This window comes from Cupriavidus sp. 96C5-1 (assembly GCF_057798855.1).
This window is the reverse complement of record NZ_JBYOJU010000031.1, coordinates 88,326-106,192: the sequence shown is the minus strand read 5'-3', so window position 1 is coordinate 106,192 and position 17,867 is coordinate 88,326. Positions and strand designations below refer to the sequence as shown.

The 17,867-nt window shown below is 67.3% G+C and carries 14 protein-coding genes and 1 riboswitch; of the genes, 6 read left to right on the top strand and 8 right to left on the bottom strand.

Annotated elements, in window-relative coordinates:
- Positions 1-22: 22 nt before the first annotated feature.
- Positions 23-156, bottom strand: a riboswitch (yybP-ykoY riboswitch).
- 59 nt (positions 157-215) lie between these two features.
- The 6 genes from AC3FOF_RS28815 to xdhA all read right to left on the bottom strand — a co-directional run bounded on the left by AC3FOF_RS28815 (position 216) and on the right by xdhA (position 9,021).
- Entirely contained in the window at positions 216-1,316 is a 1,101-nt protein-coding gene (locus AC3FOF_RS28815) for a fatty acid desaturase (protein ID WP_017226463.1), read from the bottom strand.
- A gap of 223 nt (positions 1,317-1,539) precedes the next feature.
- Positions 1,540-2,871 carry a guanine deaminase gene (gene guaD / locus AC3FOF_RS28810; RefSeq protein WP_035810984.1) on the bottom strand — a complete coding sequence of 444 codons (1,332 nt, stop codon included), beginning with the start codon at positions 2,869-2,871 and terminating at the stop codon, positions 1,540-1,542.
- Positions 2,872-2,932: 61 nt separating this feature from the next.
- Entirely contained in the window at positions 2,933-3,979 is a 1,047-nt protein-coding gene (locus AC3FOF_RS28805; protein WP_017226461.1) for an adenosine deaminase, read from the bottom strand.
- On the bottom strand, positions 3,976-5,010 hold the full coding sequence (gene xdhC / locus AC3FOF_RS28800) for a xanthine dehydrogenase accessory protein XdhC (RefSeq protein WP_017226460.1): 1,035 nt from the start codon (positions 5,008-5,010) through the stop codon (positions 3,976-3,978). Before xdhC ends, AC3FOF_RS28805 begins: the two co-directional genes overlap by 4 nt.
- Positions 5,011-5,124: 114 nt before the next feature.
- On the bottom strand, positions 5,125-7,488 hold the full coding sequence (gene xdhB, locus AC3FOF_RS28795; RefSeq protein ID WP_488728521.1) for a xanthine dehydrogenase molybdopterin binding subunit: 2,364 nt from the start codon (positions 7,486-7,488) through the stop codon (positions 5,125-5,127).
- Positions 7,489-7,500: 12 nt separating this feature from the next.
- Positions 7,501-9,021 (bottom strand): xanthine dehydrogenase small subunit, encoded by a 1,521-nt coding sequence (xdhA, locus tag AC3FOF_RS28790; RefSeq protein WP_488728520.1) that lies wholly within the window; start codon positions 9,019-9,021, stop codon positions 7,501-7,503.
- A gap of 219 nt (positions 9,022-9,240) precedes the next feature.
- On the opposite strand from xdhA, the gene AC3FOF_RS28785 reads away from it, so the two are divergent.
- The 6 genes from AC3FOF_RS28785 to AC3FOF_RS28760 all read left to right on the top strand — a co-directional run bounded on the left by AC3FOF_RS28785 (position 9,241) and on the right by AC3FOF_RS28760 (position 16,453).
- Positions 9,241-10,197, top strand: coding sequence for a LysR substrate-binding domain-containing protein (locus AC3FOF_RS28785; RefSeq protein WP_035810312.1), 957 nt, complete (start codon positions 9,241-9,243; stop codon positions 10,195-10,197).
- Between the two features lie 473 nt (positions 10,198-10,670).
- Positions 10,671-11,768: a substrate-binding domain-containing protein gene (locus AC3FOF_RS28780; protein ID WP_017226172.1), complete on the top strand. Its 1,098-nt coding sequence runs from the start codon at positions 10,671-10,673 to the stop codon at positions 11,766-11,768.
- A 150-nt stretch (positions 11,769-11,918) separates the two neighbouring features.
- Positions 11,919-12,542, top strand: a complete 624-nt coding sequence (locus AC3FOF_RS28775) for a DUF4126 domain-containing protein (RefSeq protein ID WP_276266786.1) — start codon at positions 11,919-11,921, stop codon at positions 12,540-12,542.
- A 136-nt stretch (positions 12,543-12,678) separates the two neighbouring features.
- Complete coding sequence (locus AC3FOF_RS28770; RefSeq protein WP_488728519.1) at positions 12,679-15,318, top strand: ABC transporter permease; 2,640 nt, start codon at positions 12,679-12,681, stop codon at positions 15,316-15,318.
- Between the two features lie 53 nt (positions 15,319-15,371).
- The gene (locus tag AC3FOF_RS28765) at positions 15,372-15,797 is read left to right on the top strand and encodes a group II truncated hemoglobin (protein ID WP_017225767.1); all 426 of its coding nucleotides are present in this window, start codon (positions 15,372-15,374) and stop codon (positions 15,795-15,797) included.
- A 38-nt stretch (positions 15,798-15,835) separates the two neighbouring features.
- The gene (locus AC3FOF_RS28760; RefSeq protein WP_488728518.1) at positions 15,836-16,453 is read left to right on the top strand and encodes a DUF924 family protein; all 618 of its coding nucleotides are present in this window, start codon (positions 15,836-15,838) and stop codon (positions 16,451-16,453) included.
- An 86-nt stretch (positions 16,454-16,539) separates the two neighbouring features.
- On the opposite strand, the gene AC3FOF_RS28755 is transcribed toward AC3FOF_RS28760, so the two are convergent.
- Positions 16,540-17,124 carry an LOG family protein gene (locus AC3FOF_RS28755; protein WP_017225769.1) on the bottom strand — a complete coding sequence of 195 codons (585 nt, stop codon included), beginning with the start codon at positions 17,122-17,124 and terminating at the stop codon, positions 16,540-16,542.
- Positions 17,121-17,819, bottom strand: coding sequence for a TetR/AcrR family transcriptional regulator (locus tag AC3FOF_RS28750; protein WP_017225770.1), 699 nt, complete (start codon positions 17,817-17,819; stop codon positions 17,121-17,123). The genes AC3FOF_RS28755 and AC3FOF_RS28750 overlap by 4 nt, the downstream gene beginning before the upstream one ends.
- Positions 17,820-17,867: the final 48 nt, after the last annotated feature.

Here is a 17,867-nt window from a genome sequence, read left to right as displayed (position 1 = left end):
TCGCCAGGCGCTGGAAGCAGGCATCAAGCCCGTTCCGGTTGCTGCGCACGCCATAACCGCAAGCGGTCAAGTCTGTTGACGTACGCCCCCGTTTTTTCCTTGCTCCACATTGCGTGGATGGCGAAAACGAGGCGGCTACTCCCCAATGGAAGCCCGCATTATAGCCAAGGCGGGTGGCGGCCGTCCATAGCCGCCGTTGGGTGCTGTTGCGTGGTTCAGACCGGTACCGGCGAGTTATCGCTGGTCTGGCGGCCGCGGAAGTCGGTCCAGCACAGGGCCTTGAAGTCGTACAGCTTGCAGCGGCGCGCGGTGTCGAAATACCAGCGCCAGCTGAAGTTCTGGATGATGATGCGGCCCGGCAGCGCATGCTCCAGCAGTGCCTGGGCGCGTTTGAGGCGGTACAGCGGCACGCTCATGTCCACGTGGTGCGCGGTGTGTTCCATGATGTGGTGCAGGGCGGCGCCGATGCCGTAGCTGAAGCGCAGGTGCACGGTGGTGGAAACGAAGGGTTGGGCGCGCGCCCACATCGTCTTGGTGTCGTACCAGGCCACGCTGGTGTGGGTGTGGTGCACGTAGAGCACGAAGCCCACGGTGAAATTCCATACCAGGAAGGGCAGCACGAAACCCAGGCCGATCAGCAGCGCGACCGACTGGCCGCTGGCTGCCGCCGCCCAGACCAGTGCGCCGATCCAGGCCGCGCCGAAGGCGGCCACCAGCGCGCAGTCCCACAGGAAGATGGCGCGGCGCGTGGGCATCTGGCGGCGGCTGGGGAAGAACATCTTGAACCACCAGATCTCGAGCAGGTAATACAGGCCCGCGCCGAAGCCGTTGCGGTACACGCGCTCCAGCGCGCGGCGCCAGCGCGGCAGCGCCTGGAATTCCTCGAGCGAGTAGGGCGCCCAGACGAAGTCGAAGCCCTTGAGGTTGGAGTATCCGTGGTGCACCACGTTATGGCCGACTTCCCACAGGCTGTAAGGCGTCAGCGACGGCAGGAAGGTCAGCCGTCCCAGCCATTTGTTGAGGCGGCGACGGGGCGTCAGGCTCTGGTGGCAGGCATCGTGGCCGATGATGAACAGGCGGGCGATGATGATGCCCATCGCCAGGCTCGCGGCCAGCTTGGCGAGCCAGTGCGAGAACAGCACGACACCGGCCAGGGTGGCCAGGAACAGCGCGGTGTCCAGCGCGAACAGCACCAGCGCGCGCGGCGTGCTGCGCTCGGCCAGCGGGATCAGCCAGCCCCGGATGATCTTGCGCGAGGGCAGTGGCACGTCGGGGGAAATAGGCTCCGGTACAGGGGCTTGCTGCGTGGCAATCATGCAAAAACCTTCAGTTGTCGAACGCGGGATGAGCGCGGGATAGGACGATAAGACGGCGCAGGCCGCAATGGGGCCAAGGTTGCGACAGCTTAGAAGGCTTGCGTGACAGGGGTGTTGATCGGGGTCAAGCCGCCGTGGCGCGGCCGGCTGCGAGTGATGCACCGTACACATGGTGCATCCCCAGCATGGCGAGAGAGGCGGGCAAGTCCCCGGGGCAGGGCGCTTAGTGCGCGGCGGGAGCCGACGCGCCGGCTGCCTCGCCCATCACATAGACGTTGCCGATGACGCGGTCGTCACCCAGCATGGCGAAGGCGAACAGTTGTTCTTCCAGGGTTTCCGAGCGCTCGCTGCGGCGGGCGATGAGCGGCGTGGCTTGCGGGTCGAGCACGATGAAATCGGCCTCGCAGCCGGGCGTGAAGCTGCCCACGCGCTCGCTCCAGCCCAGTGCGTCCGCCGCGGCGCGGGTGGCCAGGTAGAACATGCGCAGCGCGCTCAGGTGATAGCCGCCCATGCGGGCCACCTTGTGCGCGGCGTTCATGGTGCGCAGCATCGAGAACGAGGTGCCGCCGCCCACGTCGGTGGCCAGCGTTACGTTGAGGCGATGGGCGTCGGACTGGTGGAAGTCGTAGAAGCCGCTGCCCAGGAACAGGTTGGAGGTGGGGCAGTGCGCCACCGCGGCGCCGCTGTCGGCCAGGCGCTTGCGGTCATCCTGGTCCAGGTAGATGGCGTGGCCGTAGAGCGCGCCCGGACGCAGCAGGCCATAGTGGTCATAGATGTCCAGATAGCTGCGCGCTTGCGGGAACAGCTCGGCCACCCACTTCACTTCGTCGCGGTTTTCCGCCACGTGGGTCTGGATGAAGGCGTCCGGGTAGGCCCTGGCCAGTTCGCCGCAGGCGGCCAGCTGCGCGTCGCTGGAGGTGGGCGCGAAGCGCGGCGTGATGGCATACGACAGGCGGTTCTTGCCGTGCCAGCGCGAGATCAGGTCGGCCGAGTCGCGTGCGCCGGATTCGGCGGTGTCGCGCAGGAACTCGGGGCAGTTGCGGTCCATCAGCACCTTGCCCGTCACCAGGCGCAGGTTGCGGCGGTCGGCTTCGGCGAAGAGCGCGTCGGCCGACGCCGTATGCACGGTGCTCCAGGCTACCGCGCTGGTGGTGCCGTTGCGCAGCAGTTCGTCGGCGAAGAAGCCGGCCACCGCGGCCGCGTACTCCGGCTCGGCAAAGCGGCGTTCCTCGGGGAAGGTGTAGGTCTCGAGCCAGTGCAGCAGGCCGGGCGAGGGCGAGGCGATGATGTCGGTCTGCGGGTAATGCACATGGGTGTCGATAAAGCCGGGCAGGATCAGCTTGCCACGGTGGTCGATCACCTCGGCCCCGGCGGGGATCTGCGCGGCCAGCGCGGTATAGTCGCCGGCCGCGGCGATATGCCCGGCGGTGACGATCAGCACCCCGTCTTCCCAATACTGGTACGCGTCGTCATGAAACTGCGGATCGCGCAGGAAGTGCAGCACGCGGCCACGGATGGCGCGGGTGATGGACTGGGTGGGGGGCGTGGTCGTCATATCCATGTCTCGTCGTGCGCCGGCGCGCGTGGCGCGCCGGCATCTTGGTGTGCGCCGCGCGTCAGGCCGTGGAGGCCGTGGCGGGCAGTGGGGATTGCCAGAAGTGGTCGACTTCGGCGAGGAAGGCGGCCTTTTGCGTGGCGGGCAGGAAGGCCGCCTCGAAACTGTTGCGGGCCAGCTTGTGGCCATCGTCCGCGGTCAGCGGCAGGGCGTCGAAGGTGGCTTCCCAGTTGGCGTTCATATAGCCGCCGAAATAGGCGGGGTCGTCCGAGTGCAGTGTCACTGCCACGCCGGCGTCGAGCAGGCGCTTGAGAGAGTGGTCGCGCAGGTCGGGATAGACCTTGAGCTTCTGGTTGGAGAGCGGGCACACGGTCAGCGCCACGCGCTCGCGTGCCAGGCGTTCGACCAGCGCCGCGTCGTCGATGGCGCGCACTCCGTGGTCGATGCGCTCCACTTTCAGGATGTCGAGTGCGTCGGTGACGTACTGCGCCGGGCCTTCCTCGCCGGCATGCGCCACCAGGTGCAGGCCAAGCTCGCGGGCGCGGGCGAAGACGCGGGCGAATTTCTCCGGCGGGTTGCCTTGCTCGGAAGAATCCAGCCCCACGCCGACGAAGCGGTCGCGGTAGGGCAGCGCGGCTTCCAGCGTGGCGAAGGCGTCTTCCTCGGACAGGTGGCGCAGGAAGCAGAGGATCAGGCTGCTGGAAAAATCGTATTGCGTGCGGGCCTGGGCCAGCGCGTCGGAGATGCCGTCGATCACCACGCTGATCGGCACGCCGCGCGCGGTGTGCGTCTGCGGATCGAAGAAGATCTCCGCGTGGCGGACGTTGTCGGCGACGGCGCGCTGCACGTAGGCCATCGTCATGTCGAAGAAATCTTCCTCGGTCAGCAGCACGCTGGCGCCGGCGTAATAGATATCGAGGAAGGATTGCAGGTCGGTAAAGGCATAGGCTTCACGCAGTGCCTCCACGCTGGCGTAGGGCAGCTTGACCTGATTGTGCTGGGCCAGCCGGAAAATCAGCTCGGGCTCGAGCGTGCCTTCGATATGGACGTGCAGTTCCGCTTTCGGCGTTTGGCGGATACGGTCTGCTAGCGCGGCATCGAGCGTCATGGGGTTCCTTTTGCGGTCTTGGTTTGCGTCGTGTCCGTCGCTTGGCTGCCGCGGCCGGCGGCCAGCGCGCCCAGGTGGGCGAGGCGCTGGTCGCGAACCTGCAGCAGTTGCGCGACGATGGCAACCGCAATCATAGCCGGAGCTTTGTCCGTGATGCCGGAGACGCCCATCGGGCACGTCATTTCCGCAAAGCGGGCAGGGTCAATTCCTTTTTCCGCCATGCGATGCTCGAAGCGCGCGCGCTTGGTCCTGGAACCGATCAGGCCGAAATAGGCAAAATCATTGCGCCGCAGGATGCGCTCGCACAGCGTCTGGTCCAGCGCATGGCTGTGCGTCATCACCAGGAAGTAGCTGCCGGCGGGTGCGTCGTCGACCACGGCCTCGGCCGTATCGGTCGCTTCCGCGACAACGTTGTCCGGCAGGCCGGGCGGGAACAAGGTGTCACGCTCGTCCACCCAGTGCACGCGGCAGGGCAGGTTGGCCAGCACCTTGACCAGCGCATGGCCGACGTGGCCGGCGCCAAACAGCACCACATGCAATTCGTCGGGCACCATGATGTCGGTCCAGCTGCCGTCCCTGCGCAAGGCCACCGAAGGCGTCAGTGCCTGTGCCGCGGCGTGCCGCACCGGGCCTGCCGGCGGCACCGTGCGCGTCAGCGCGCGTCCGGCGGCGAAGGCCGCTTGCACCGCGTCCAGCCACGGCAGGTCGGCTTCGCTCAAGACTTCGAAGGCAAGTTGCACTACGCCGCCGCAGCATTGCCCCAGTGCCGGCCCCAGCGGGATGCGCACGATTTGCCGCGTGGCGCCGTCCTCGGCCAGCATCGTGCGCGCGATCTCCATGCCGCGCCATTCCAGGTGCCCGCCGCCGACCGTGCCAACCAGATCGTCGGCCGTCACCAGCATGCGCACGCCCGGCTCGCGCGGGGCCGAGCCTTTCACCTCGGCGATGGTGACCATCGCCACCGGCACGCCGGCACGCACCAGGCGGGTGGCGTCGGCGAAGCGGAAGGGTTTGAGAGGAGCGTCCTGCATGGTGGTGCCTTTTGGGGTTGATGCTGTGCTTCTTTGAAGCGCCTTACGTCGTCGATTCGTTGCGGTCTTCAGCGATGGCGGCGGACGGGAGGCGCTGTCGTCAGCCGCCTCGCCTCACTGCACCACCGGCGCAGTTGCCCGCATGGCATCCACCGCATCCAGAATCGCCTCGCTGGTAGCCGGCGCCACCAGCGGTGGATTCATCTTGTAATCTCCCACGCTGGCCACCGCATCGCGGATCGCGAAGAACACCGAGAACGGCAGCAGCAGCGGAGGCTCGCCCACCGCCTTGGAGCGATGGATGCTGTCTTCCGCGTTGTCGTTCTCGAACAACCGCACGTGGAAATCCTCCGGACAGTCGTTGACCGTCGGGATCTTGTAGGTGGAAGGGGCATGCGTCATCAGCTTGCCGTCCCTGTTCCACCAGAGTTCCTCGGTGGTCAGCCAGCCCATGCCCTGGATAAAGCCGCCTTCCACCTGGCCGATGTCGATGGCCGGGTTCAGCGAGCGGCCGGCATCATGCAGCACGTCGGCGCGCAGCAGGCGCCATTCGCCGGTGAGCGTGTCCACCAGTACCTCGGAGCAGGCCGCACCGTAGGCGTAGTAGTAGAACGGCCGCCCCTGCAGCCTGGACTGATCCCAGTAAAGCTTGGGTGTGGTGTAGAAACCGTCGGACCACAACTGCACGCGCGCCACATAGGCCTGGCGCGCCAGGTCGCTGAAGTCCAGGCGCAGTTCGCCGGCGACGATCAGGTCGTCGCCGAACTGCACGCTGTCCGCATCCACGCCGGCCTGGCGCGCGGCGAAGGCGGCCAGGCGCTCGCGGATCTGGCGCGCGGCGTCCTGGGCGGCCTTGCCGTTCAGGTCGGTGCCGGTGGAGGCGGCGGTGGCCGAGGTATTGGCCACCTTGCTGGTGTCGGTGGCGGTCACACGCACGCGCTCCAGGCGGATGCCGAGTTCGTGCGCTACCACCATCGCCACCTTGGTGTTCAGGCCCTGGCCCATCTCGGTGCCGCCATGGTTCACCAGCACCGAGCCGTCGTTGTACACGTGCACCAGCGCGCCGGCCTGGTTGAAGTGCGCGACGTTGAAGGAGATACCGAACTTCACCGGCGTGATGGCGATGCCTTTCTTCAGCACCGGGCTGCCTGCATTGAACGCACGCGTGGCCGCGCGGCGCTCGCGGTAGGCGCTGCTGGCCTCGAGTTCGTCGAGCAGTTCGTGGATGACGTTGTCTTCCACGGTCTGGCCGTAGGGTGTGACGTTGCGCTCGGCCTTGCCGTACAGGTTGGCGCGGCGCACGTCGAGCGAATCGCGGCCCACGGTGCGCGCCACGTTGTCGAGGATGTACTCGATGGCGAAGGCGCCCTGCGGGCCGCCGAAGCCGCGGAAGGCGGTATTGCTCTGCGTGTTGGTCTTGCCGCAATAGCCGTCGATCTTCACATTCGGCAGCCAGTAGGCGTTGTCGAAGTGGCAGATAGCGCGGGTCATCACCGGGCCGGACAGGTCGGCCGAGAAACCGGCGCGCGAGACCATTTCCACCGCCACGCCGTCGAGACGGCCCTCGGCATCGTGGCCGACTTCGTAGTTGAAGACGAAGTCGTGGCGCTTGCCGGTGATCATCATGTCGTCGTCGCGGTCCGGACGCAGCTTGACCGGGCACAGCAGCTTCCAGGCAGCCAGCGCGGCGCAGCAGGCGAACATGGCCGACTGGGATTCCTTGCCGCCGAAGCCGCCGCCCATGCGGCGGCATTCGACCAGCACCTGATGCGCGTGCCAGCCCAGCATATGTGCGACAGCGTGCTGCATTTCAGTGGGATGCTGGGTCGAGCACCACACGTGCATGCCGTCGTTTTCCTTGGGCGCGGCGTAGGCGATCTGGCCTTCCAGGTAGAACTGCTCCTGGCCGCCCAGGCGGATATTGCCCCTGTCGCGATGGACGGCGGCGGCAATATGGCTGGCCGGCTCGCCGCGCGTCAGGTGCATCGGCGGCAGCACGTAGCTGCCGGCCTGGTGCGCCGCCTCGGGCGACAGCACGGGCGGCAGGTCTTCATATTCGATCGCGCCCAGGCGTGCCGCACGGCGCGCGGCATCGTGCGAGGTGGCCACCACCACGAACACCGGCTGGCCGATGAACTGCACCAGGCCGTTGGCGAGGATGGGGTCGTCGTGGATGATCGGGCCGCAGTCGTTGGCGGCGGGGATGTCCTCGGCGGTCAGCACGGCGACCACGCCCGGCGCGGCCCGCACCTGGTCGAGCGAAATGGCCTTGATGCGGGCATGGGCCCGCGCGCTCATGCCGAGCGCGGCGTGCAGCGTGCCGGCCAGCTCGGGAATGTCGTCGGTATAGGTGGCCGTGCCCGCCACATGCAGGTGGGCGGATTCATGCGGGCGCGAGATGCCAACCTGCGGCGTGGAGACGGCGGCCCTGGCCTCGATCCCGGCGTCGAACAGGAAGGGTTCGGTTTGCTTGTTCATGCCGATCTCTCCTTATGCGGTGGCGGTGGCGGTGGCGGCGGTCCGGCCCGCGCCGATGGCGCGGACATTGACGGCGGCGGCGGGCAGCGCGCCGGCGCGCGTTTCCAGCCAGAAGCGGTACAGCAGGTTGGCGGCGCCGCGGCTGCGGTAGGCTGCGGTGGCGCGCATATCGGTGAGTGGCGTGAAGTCCTGCGCCAGTTCGCCCATGGCGGCGCGGGCGGTGGCTTCGGTCCAGGGCTGGCCCACCAGCGCGGCTTCGGTGCGCGCGCCGCGCTTGGGTGTGGCGGCCATGCCGCCGAAGGCAACCCGTGCCTGCCGGATCACGCCATCTTCCACCGTCACGGCAAAAGCGGCGCACACCGCGGAGATGTCTTCGTCGAAACGTTTTGACAGCTTGTAGGTGCGGAAGTGCTGCGGTCCCGCCAGCGGCACGCGCAGCGCCGCGACGAACTCGCCCTCGGCCATCGCGGTCTTCTGGTAAGCCAGGTAAAGGTCCTCAAGCGGCAGGGTGCGGCGCGTTTCGCCGCGCTGCAGCACCACTTCGGTGCCAAGCGCGATCAGCGCGGGCATGGAATCGCCGATCGGCGAGCCGTTGGCGATATTGCCGCCGAGCGTGCCGGCGTTGCGGATCGGCAGCGAGGCAAAGCGTTTCCACAGTTCTTCCAGCGCGGGGTGCACGGCATTGAGCGCCGCGTAGGCGCGCTCAAGCGAGACTGCCGCACCGATTTCCATAGCGCCGTCGACCTGTCCGATGCTGTTCAGGCCGGCGACCTGGCCCACGTACAGCAGGTTGCCGAGTTCGCGGAACTGCTTGGTCACCCACAGGCCCACGTCGGTGCTGCCGGCCAGGATGCGCACGCCCGGCTCGGCTGCCTTGATGGCGGCAAAGGCAGACGCCGTGCGCGGCGCGTAGAAGTGCTGGCCGTCGAAACTGTAGTGGAAGGTAGCTTCGCGTTGCAGCGAGCGCAGCGTGTCGGCGATCCGGCGCGGCTCGAGCTTGCTGGCCTGCGGCGCCGGCAGCGCCATCATGCGCTGGCCGGCCTCGATGATGGGGCGGTAACCGGTGCAGCGGCACAGGTTGCCGGTGAGCGCATCGCAGATGGTAGCGCGGGCCGGCGCGCGGCCGGTGCCGGCGTCCTCGGCGTTCTGCTGGTAGAGCGCCCACAGCGACATCACGAAGCCGGGGGTGCAGAAGCCGCACTGGGAGCCATGGCATTCCACCATCGCCTGCTGGACCGGGTGCAGCGCGCCATCGGCCTGGCGCAGGTCTTCCACGGTGATCAGCGCGCGGCCGTCCAGCGTGGGCAGGAACTGGATGCAGGAATTGACCGCCTTGAACTCGACCTCGCCGTCCTCGCGCAGTTCGCCCAGCACCACGGTGCAGGCGCCGCAATCGCCTTCGGCACAGCCCTCCTTGGTGCCTGTGCAGCGCGCGTCCTCGCGCAGGTACTGCAGCACGGTACGGGTCACGGGGGCGTCGGCGATCTCCTGGACCTTGCCGCGGTGGTAAAAGCGGATGGTTTGCGTCTCCATGGCGTGTTCTCTCTTTATGATGGGGACTAACATAGCACTGGTGCCGGTGATGCAATATTCGGCCCAGGTGATATGCCCCATCAAGGGGGGAGAGCGTTGCGCGGCCGGCAAGGAGAGTGACGGCCGGATTTGACCGATGACGGGGTGCCTGACATACACTATGCGCCGTTCCCATCCCCCACGCCACCGGTCGCCATGCGCGCCTGGCGCCCCCTCGCCATGCATGGACGCGACCATCTCGACACCTATTTGCTGCGGGTGCTGCACACGCTGCTGACCGAGCAGAGCGTGACCCGCACCGCGGTTCGGCTCGGCCAGTCGCAGCCGGCCATCAGCAATACGCTCAAGCGCCTGCGGGAGATCACCGGCGACGCCATCCTGGTGCGCGGCAAGAGCGGCATGGTGCCGACCGAGCGCGGGCGCGAACTGCTGCAACTGGCCGAGCAGAGCCTGGCGGCGATGGATCGCATTGCCCGTCCGCCCCAGCATTTCGACCCGGCCACCACCACCCGCACCTTCCACCTGGGCGCGCCCGACTACCTGGACGCCTTTTTCCTGCCCAATATCGTCGAGCGGGTGCGCAGGCTGGCGCCCGGCGCCAAGCTGTTCGTGCACCCGATGACCTCGTCCAGCGATTTCCTGGAGAGCCTGGAGCAGGGGCAACTGGACATCGTGGTCGGCAACTGGCTGTCGCCGCCCGAGCACCTGCATATCTCGCCGCTGTTCGACGACGAGGTGGTGTGCATGCTGGGCGCCCAGCACCCGCTGGCGCGCAAGGGGCTCACGCTCAAGCATTACCTGGAGATGCCGCACCTGGCGCCCGCGCCGTATGCCTCGATGCAGCGCAGCATGATCGACCAGGCGCTGGCCGAGCAGGGCTATAAGCGCAATATCCAGGTCACGCTGCCGTACTTCGGGCTGGTGCCCTACGTGCTGATGAAGACCGACATGGTGTTCACCACCGGACGGCAGTTCGCCGCGCATTACGCGCAATACCTGCCGCTGAAGATGGTGCCTTCGCCGGTGGCCTTTCCGCGCATGCGGTTCTACCAACTCTGGCACGAGCGCTGCCACGCAGCGCCGGACGTGATGTGGCTGCGGCGCATGATCGCGGAAGTGGCGGGGGAGTTGCCGGTGTTGCCGCAGTTGCCGAGGGTGGGAGAGGCGCAACCCTGAGCGGGCTGAGCCTTACACTTCGCACCCCGCTTTTTCCCGGCCTGCTTGCCCTTATCGCCCGGGAAGAACAGCGCCGGCCTGCTTCGTTCCGTCTTTTTCCATCGCGCCGGCGCCGGCGTTGTCGTCGTGCGAGATGAATTGGACACCGGCCATGACGTCCTTGTCACCCTTGAGCCTGGCCGGCCCGACCCCACGAAGTCGTTGTACGTCACGTTATGTCGCGGCGGTTGACACCCATGGCCGGCGGCGACGAATTCGTCCCCCCATCTTTCCATCTTGCCCCGCAATAAGTCCACGCCGCTTAATTCGCCCATTATGCGATGAGCAGCGGTGATTATCCTTGTCTTATGCTTTTATAAACATAATTGCCATAAACTCATGGCATCGGTGAGAATGCGGCGGAGAACGAGAAAATCAAGGCTTTACGTTGTCGATGCCCCATATCTCCGAAGTAAATATGAAAAGCGTTGCATATGACATTCCGCTTTGACCTGTTCCCGGTGGTAGCCGCGGACGATAATCCGCGCTCCAACGGCAAGGTGTTCCAATTGCTCAAGGCCGTGCGCGAGACCGGCTCCCTGCATCGCGCGGCGCGCGAGATCGGGCTGTCCTACCGCCATGCCTGGGGCGTGATGCGCGCATGGGAGGAAATGCTCGGGCGCAATATGCTCGATATGGAGCGAGGCCGCGGCGCGTCGCTGACCTTGTTCGGCGAGCGCCTGCTGCGCGCGGAAGGGCGCCTGCGCGAGTCCATCGATCCCATCGTGCAAAAGGCCATGGTGGACTTTCTGGCCGATCTCGACGACGCGGCCCAGCCCCAGACCCGCATCCGCTTTTCCGGCAGCCACGATCCCGCCATGGAGGTGCTGGCAGGCGCGCTGCACGGCCAGCCGGCCGGGCTCCATCTCGATACGGTGTTCTGCGGCAGCGTGGAAGGCCTGATCTGCCTGCAGGAGCGGCAGTCCGAACTGGCTGGCTTCTACGTTTCGCCGATCCAGACCGCGGGCTCGGTGGCCCATGTGACCCTGCGCAAATGGCTGCGGCCCGTCGGCGTGCGGCTGATCCGGCTGGCCTGGCGCGAGCAGGGCCTGATCGTCACGCCTGGCCTGGCCCGCGAGATTCGCGACCTGCGCGATCTGGCGCGCACCCGGGCGCGCTTCGTCAACCGGCAGCGCAGTTCCGGCACGCGCATGCTGTTCGATCAGTTGCTGGCGACGAACGGTCTTTTTCCGGACCAGATCGTCGGCTACGAAACCCCCGAATTCAGCAACGAGAAAGTGGCGGAAGCGGTGCACGCCGGCCGCGCCGAGGCCGGCTTCGGCCTGCGCATGAACGCCGAAGCCCACGGCCTGGCTTTCGTGCCGCTCACGCGCGAGGCGTATTTCCTGGCGCTGCGCAAGAATGACCAGTTGGCGCCCTGGGCGCACGCGCTGCTGGCGCTGATTGCGGATCCCGCTTTCGCGCGCCGCATCGAGGCGCTGCCGGGGTACATCATGGCGCAGCCGGATGGGATACTCACGCCGCAGGAGGCCTTGCCCTGGTATGGCCCGGACGGCAAGGAAGGCAGCTAGGGACAGGGCGCCTGCAAGCGCCGGCGAAACGGTATTTGCGTTCGCCGCACGCCATGCCGCAAGCCACGCCCGGCCTTCCGGGCGGCCCCGTATTACACTGCTTGCATCGGCAGGCCGCGTGCCCGCCAGCCTGACCTTGCAAGGAGCGCCATGCTAGAAACGGCCGCACTGGCCGCGGGCTTGTCCTGGACCAGCGGATTTCGCCTTTACCTGGCTGTATTCACCGCCGGCGCGCTGGGCCGCGCTGGCTGGCTGCACCTGCCGCCCGGCCTGCATGCGCTGGAGTCGTGGTGGGTGATCGCGCTGGCCGCGGTACTGGCGCTGGCCGAATTCGTGGCCGACAAGGTACCTGGCTTCGACTCCTTCTGGGACAGCATCCAGACCTTTATCCGCATTCCCGCCGGCGCGATCCTGGCGGCCGCGGCGTTCGGGCAACTCGATCCGCAATGGGTGGTCGCCGCCGGACTGGTGGGCGGCACCCTGGCCGGCACCGCCCACGCCGCCAAGGCAGGCACCCGCGCGCTGATCAATGTGTCTCCGGAGCCGTTTTCGAATTGGGTGGCCTCACTGAGCGAGGACGTGGCAGCCAGTAGCGGATTGCTGCTGGCATTCTTCCTGCCGGTAGTGTTCCTGGCGGTACTGCTCTTGCTGCTGCTGGTGGCGGCATGGCTGCTGCCGAAGTTGTGGCGCGGCGTGCGGCGCTTGCGGGATGCCCTGCGCAAGCGTTCGGAGGCCGCCTTGCCGCCAGCCCGCCAGCGCCAGCCCAGGCGCTAGCGCGCCCACGATCGCCGCTGCCCAGGCGATATCCGGCAATATGCCGGGGCCCTGCGTGGATTCAGCAGGATTTACCGATTACCCGCACGCAGCCTGCCAGGCAGGCTGCAGCAACGCATGCACGGATAAGAAATCAATGCCTTCAGAACGCGCCTCGCAGTCCGCCTCCCAGTCCGCATCGGACAACGACGCCGCAGCGCCGGCCGGCGCCGCCCGGCGCAGGGGGCCGGCACGCTTCTCGCCCTGGCGCCAGGCCCTGCGCATGGCGCGGCGCGACTGGCGTGCCGGTGAGCTGGGTCTGCTCCTGTTCGCACTGGTACTGGCCGTGGCGTCGCTCAGCAGCGTGGGCTTTCTCGCCGACCGTATGCGCCTGGGTCTGGAGCGAGACGCGCGCCAGATGATCGCCTCCGACGTGCTGCTGGTGTCCGACCAGCCGTTCGACGCGGTATTTGCCGGCCACGCCGCTCAGGCTGGGCTGGCCACGACGCAGACGGTTACCTTTCCCAGCATGGCGACCGTGCATGTGCCGGGCACGGCAGGACCGCAAGGCAAGTCCGACGCCGCCTCGCAACTGGCCGCGCTGAAGGCCGTCGCGCCCGGTTATCCCTTGCGCGGGCAGCTCAAGGTTACCGCCGCGCCCGGCGCGCCGGAAATCGCCGCCACCGGCATTCCGGCCGCGGGCACGGTGTGGGTGGACGCGGCCTTGCTGGATTCGCTCGGGGTGTCCGTGGGGGACACCATCCAGCTGGGCAGCCGCGGCTTTCGCATCGAGCGCATCATCACCCAGGAAATGGACCGCGGCGCCGGCTTCATGAATTTCGCGCCGCGCGTGATGCTGCCCTTGTCGGACCTGGAATCCACCGGGCTGGTGGGCTGGGGCAGCCGTGTCACCTACCGCTTGCTGGTGGCCGGCCCCGACGCTGCCGCGCAGGCCTACCAGAAGTGGGCGGAGGCCGAAATCGACAAGCGGGCCCTGCGCAATACCCGCGTCGAGTCGCTGGAATCCGGCCAGCCGCAAATGCGCGCCACGCTGGATCGCGCCGAGCGCTTCCTGTCGCTGGTGGCGGTCCTGTCGTCGATGATCGCCGCGGTGGCCATCGCCATGTCGGCACGCCGCTATATGCAGCGCCATACCGATGCCTGCGCGGTCTACAAGTGCATGGGCCTGTCGCGCCGCGAGATCCTGCTCGCCTTTGGGCTGGAGTTCCTGTTGCTGGGCATCGGTGGGGCGGTGGCCGGCGTGGCGCTGGGCTATCTGGCGCACTATGGCCTGCTGCTATCGCTGGGCAGCCTGCTGACCGTGACGCTGCCGCAGCCGTCCGCCTTGCCTGCCCTGGTGGGCTTGCTGGCCGGCGTCGTGCTGCTGGCAGGCTTTGCCCTGCCGCCGCTGCTGGCGCTGACCCGGGTGCCGCCGCTGCGTGTGCTGCGACGCGATATCGGCGCGCCGCCGGTCTCCACCTGGGTCGCCTACGGGCTGGGCCTGGGCGCCTTCGTGGCGCTGCTGCTGGTGGCTGCGCGCGATCTCAAGCTGGGCTTGACCACCGCGGGTGGCTTTCTTGCCGCCGGGGCCCTGTTCGCGCTGCTGGCGCTGGGCTTGCTGAGCCTGCTGGCACGCCTGATGCGCGGCCGGCGCCTGGCGCGCGGCCGCGTGGGCTGGCGCTTTGCGCTGGCGGTGCTGGAGCGGCGCCGCGCCGTCACGGTGCTGCAGACGGTTGCGCTGGCGGTGGGTCTGATGGCGCTGCTGCTGCTCGGCATGACCCGCAACGACCTGATCGCCTCCTGGCGCAACGCCACGCCGGCGGATGCGCCCAACCGTTTCATCATCAATATCCAGCCGGACCAGCGCGCGCCGCTGGCCGGCATGCTCGCGCACGCCGGCATCAAAGACCTGCTGTACCCGATGGTGCGCGGCCGCCTGACGCATATCGACAACCAGCCGGTGCGGGCCGAGCGCTATCCCGATGGCCGCGCCCGCAACCTGGTCGAGCGCGAGTTCAACCTGTCCTACACCGATGCGCTGCCGGCCGGCAACCGCGTGGTCGCGGGCCACTGGCTTGGCGGGGGCAAGGCCGGGGCATCGGTGGAGGAGGGCATTGCCAAGACGCTGGGGATCCGGCTGGGGGATACGTTGCGCTTCGACGTGGCGGGCCAGTCGGTGGAGGCGCCGGTCACTTCACTGCGCAAGCTCGACTGGGGTTCGATGCGGGTGAACTTCTTCGTGATCCTGCCGCCAGCCGCCATGAAGGGCTTGCCGGAGACCTACATCACCGCCTTCCACCTGCCCGTCGCGCAGGCCGCGCTGGGCAACCGGCTGGTTTCGGCCTTCCCGAATATCACGGTGGTCAACACCGACCTGATCCTGCGCCAGATCCAGGACATCCTCGACCAGGTCATCGCCGCGGTCGAGTTCCTGTTCGTGTTCACGTTGGCGGCCGGCGTGACCGTGCTCTACGCGGCGCTCTCCGGCGCGCGCGACGAACGCAAGCGCGATGCCGGCCTGCTCAAGGCGCTGGGTGCCTCCGCCGCCGTGGTGCGGCAGACGCAATATGCCGAGTTCCTGGTGGTGGGCGGGCTGGCTGGCCTGCTGGCCAGCCTGGGGGCGAGCGCGGTGGGCTGGGGTTTGTCGCAGTTCGTGTTCGATTTCCCCTACCGCTTCAATGGCTGGATCGTGCCGGCGGGCGTGCTTTCTGGCATGCTGTGCGCTTTCGCGGGCGGCTGGCTGGGTTTGCGCGAGGTGCTGAGGCAGCCGGCGCTGGCTACCCTGCGCGAGACCTGAGCGTCTTGCCCGCTTGCCATGCAGCCCGCGCCCTGAGTATTTCCGAGTGTCTTATGCGTACCGAATCCAAGCCTGAAGACGTCACTTCCGCAACCGCCGAGAGCACTGCCTATGAACTGGTGGGTGGCGAGGCGCGCGTGCGCGAACTGGTGGACCGTTTCTACGACCTGATGGACCTCGAGGCCGAGTTCAAGGGCCTGCGCGCCCTGCATCCCGCCTCGCTGGATGGCTCGCGCGACAAGCTGTTCTGGTTCCTGTGCGGGTGGCTGGGTGGGCCCAATCATTTCATCGAGCGCTTTGGCCATCCGCGGCTGCGCGCGCGCCACCTGCCGTTCGAGATCGGCACCAGCGAGCGCGACCAGTGGATGCGCTGCATGGCGCTGGCGATGCAGGACGTGGGCTTGTCCGAAGACCTGCAGATGCGCCTGATGCAGGCCTTGTTCCAGACCGCGGACTGGATGCGCAACGTGCCGCGCTGATGACCCGGCGCACGGCTCCAGCCCCCCACCGATCGCCAATGACCAACACAACCCCCCAAGCTGCCGTGATTCCCACTGCCGACGCCAGGCGCGTGCTGGACTTCTGGTTCGGCGCGCCCGCATCGGCCGGATGGGACACCACGCGCGCGCAGTGGTTCACCAAGTCCGAAGCGTTCGATGCCGGCATGCGCGAGGCCTTCCTGCCGCTGTGGCAGGCCATGCACGCCGGCGCGCACGCCGGCTGGGCGCAAAGCCCGCTGGGCGCCTGCGCGCGCATCGTGGTGCTGGACCAGATGCCGCGCAATATTTTTCGTGGCGACCCGCGCAGTTTTGCTTCCGACGCGCAGGCGCTCGAGACGGCCCGGGAAACGGTGGCGAGCGGCGCCGATCGCCTGCTGCCCACGCCCTTCCACCGCATGTTCTGCTACATGCCCTTCGAGCATTCCGAATCGCTTGCCGACCAGAACGAGGCCGTGCGGCTGATGACGGCGCTGCGCGACGAAAGCGGGGGCCGCGTCGACGAGGTCGATTGGGCGCTCAAGCACCGGGCGGTGATCGCGCGTTTCGGGCGCTTTCCGCATCGCAATGCCCTGCTGGGACGGCAGAGCACGGAGGCAGAGACGGCTTTCCTGCGGGAGCCCGGATCGTCGTTCTGACCGGCAGCCGGCGTTACCGCGCCGGCATCAGGGCCAGCCGCACCAGTTCGATCCGGTACGCCGGGCCCGGCGGCAGGCAGTTGCCATCAGGTCTGCCCGCGCTTCTCCTGCCATTTGTCCACCAGCACGCGAGGCGCGTTGCCGAGCTTGTCGAGGATGCCCTCGGGCGTGGGGGCCACATGCAGCAGGTCGTTGTGGACCTGCTTCAGGAAGCCCTCGTCGACCGCATGCTGCAGGAAGCCGAGCATGCCATCATAGAAGCCAGCCACATTGAGCAGACCGACCGGCTTGGCGTGGTAGCCCAGTTGCAGCCAGGTGAAGGTCTCGAACAGTTCCTCGAAGGTGCCGACGCCGCCGGGCATGGCGATAAAGGCATCGGCGCGGTCGGCCATCATCTGCTTGCGTTCGTGCATATTGCGCACCACGTGCAGCTCGGTCAGGCCGCGGTGGCCGACCTCTTTCTGCATCAGCGCCTCGGGAATGATGCCGATGGCGGTGCCGCCGTGCGCCAGCACGGCGTCGGCCACGGTGCCCATCAGCCCGACCTTGCCCCCGCCGTACACCAGCGCGAGGCCACGTTCGGCCAGGGTCTTGCCCATGGCGCGCGCCGCGTCGGCGTACTCGGGACGGTTGCCCGGGCTGGAGCCGCAATAAATACAAAGCGATTTCACTTTTTGTCCTTTGCCGTCTGCGCCGCCCTGGCGGCGGCGTATTCCTGGGCCTGCTTGTCGAATGCCTGGCGGGCCTTGCCGCGCAGGTAAGGGGCCAGGATCGAGAAGATATGGTAGCTGGCGCCGTGCAGGTAGCCACGGATCTGCTCGGGGTCGTTGTACTGGCGCGGATGCTGGACGAACTGGAACGACAGCCAGTAGGTGGCGATCACCACGATGTTGGTGCAGATGGCCTCGACCTGCTCGGGCGTGGCCTCCATCTCGCCGTCTTCCTGGAACTGCCGGCAGATTTCCATCGCAAAGCGCTTCTTCTGCTCGACGATGCGCTTGAAATTGGTCTCAAGCATGCGGTTGCGCGCCAGCAGGTCGTTGATGTCGCGATACAGGAAACGGTAGTTCCACAGGAATTCCGCCATGTACTGCAGGTAGCCCCAGCTTTCGTCCAGCGTGGCCTTGTGGTCCGCCGGCATCTTGAGGCGGCGCTCCATCTCCTGCTCGAACAGCACGAAGATGGAGTTGATGATGTCGTCCTTGTTGCGGAAGTGATAGTAGAGATTGCCGGGGCTGATCTCCATCGCTTCCGCGATGGTGGTGGTGGTGACGTTGGGTTCGCCGACTTCGTTGAACAGGCGTAGCGAGACGTCCAGGATGCGGTCCCGGGTGCGGCGGGGACCGGCTTGCTGTTTGGGTTCCATAGGCGACCGGGCGAGCGGCAATTCGGTGAGTTGAAGGCGATTATAAGC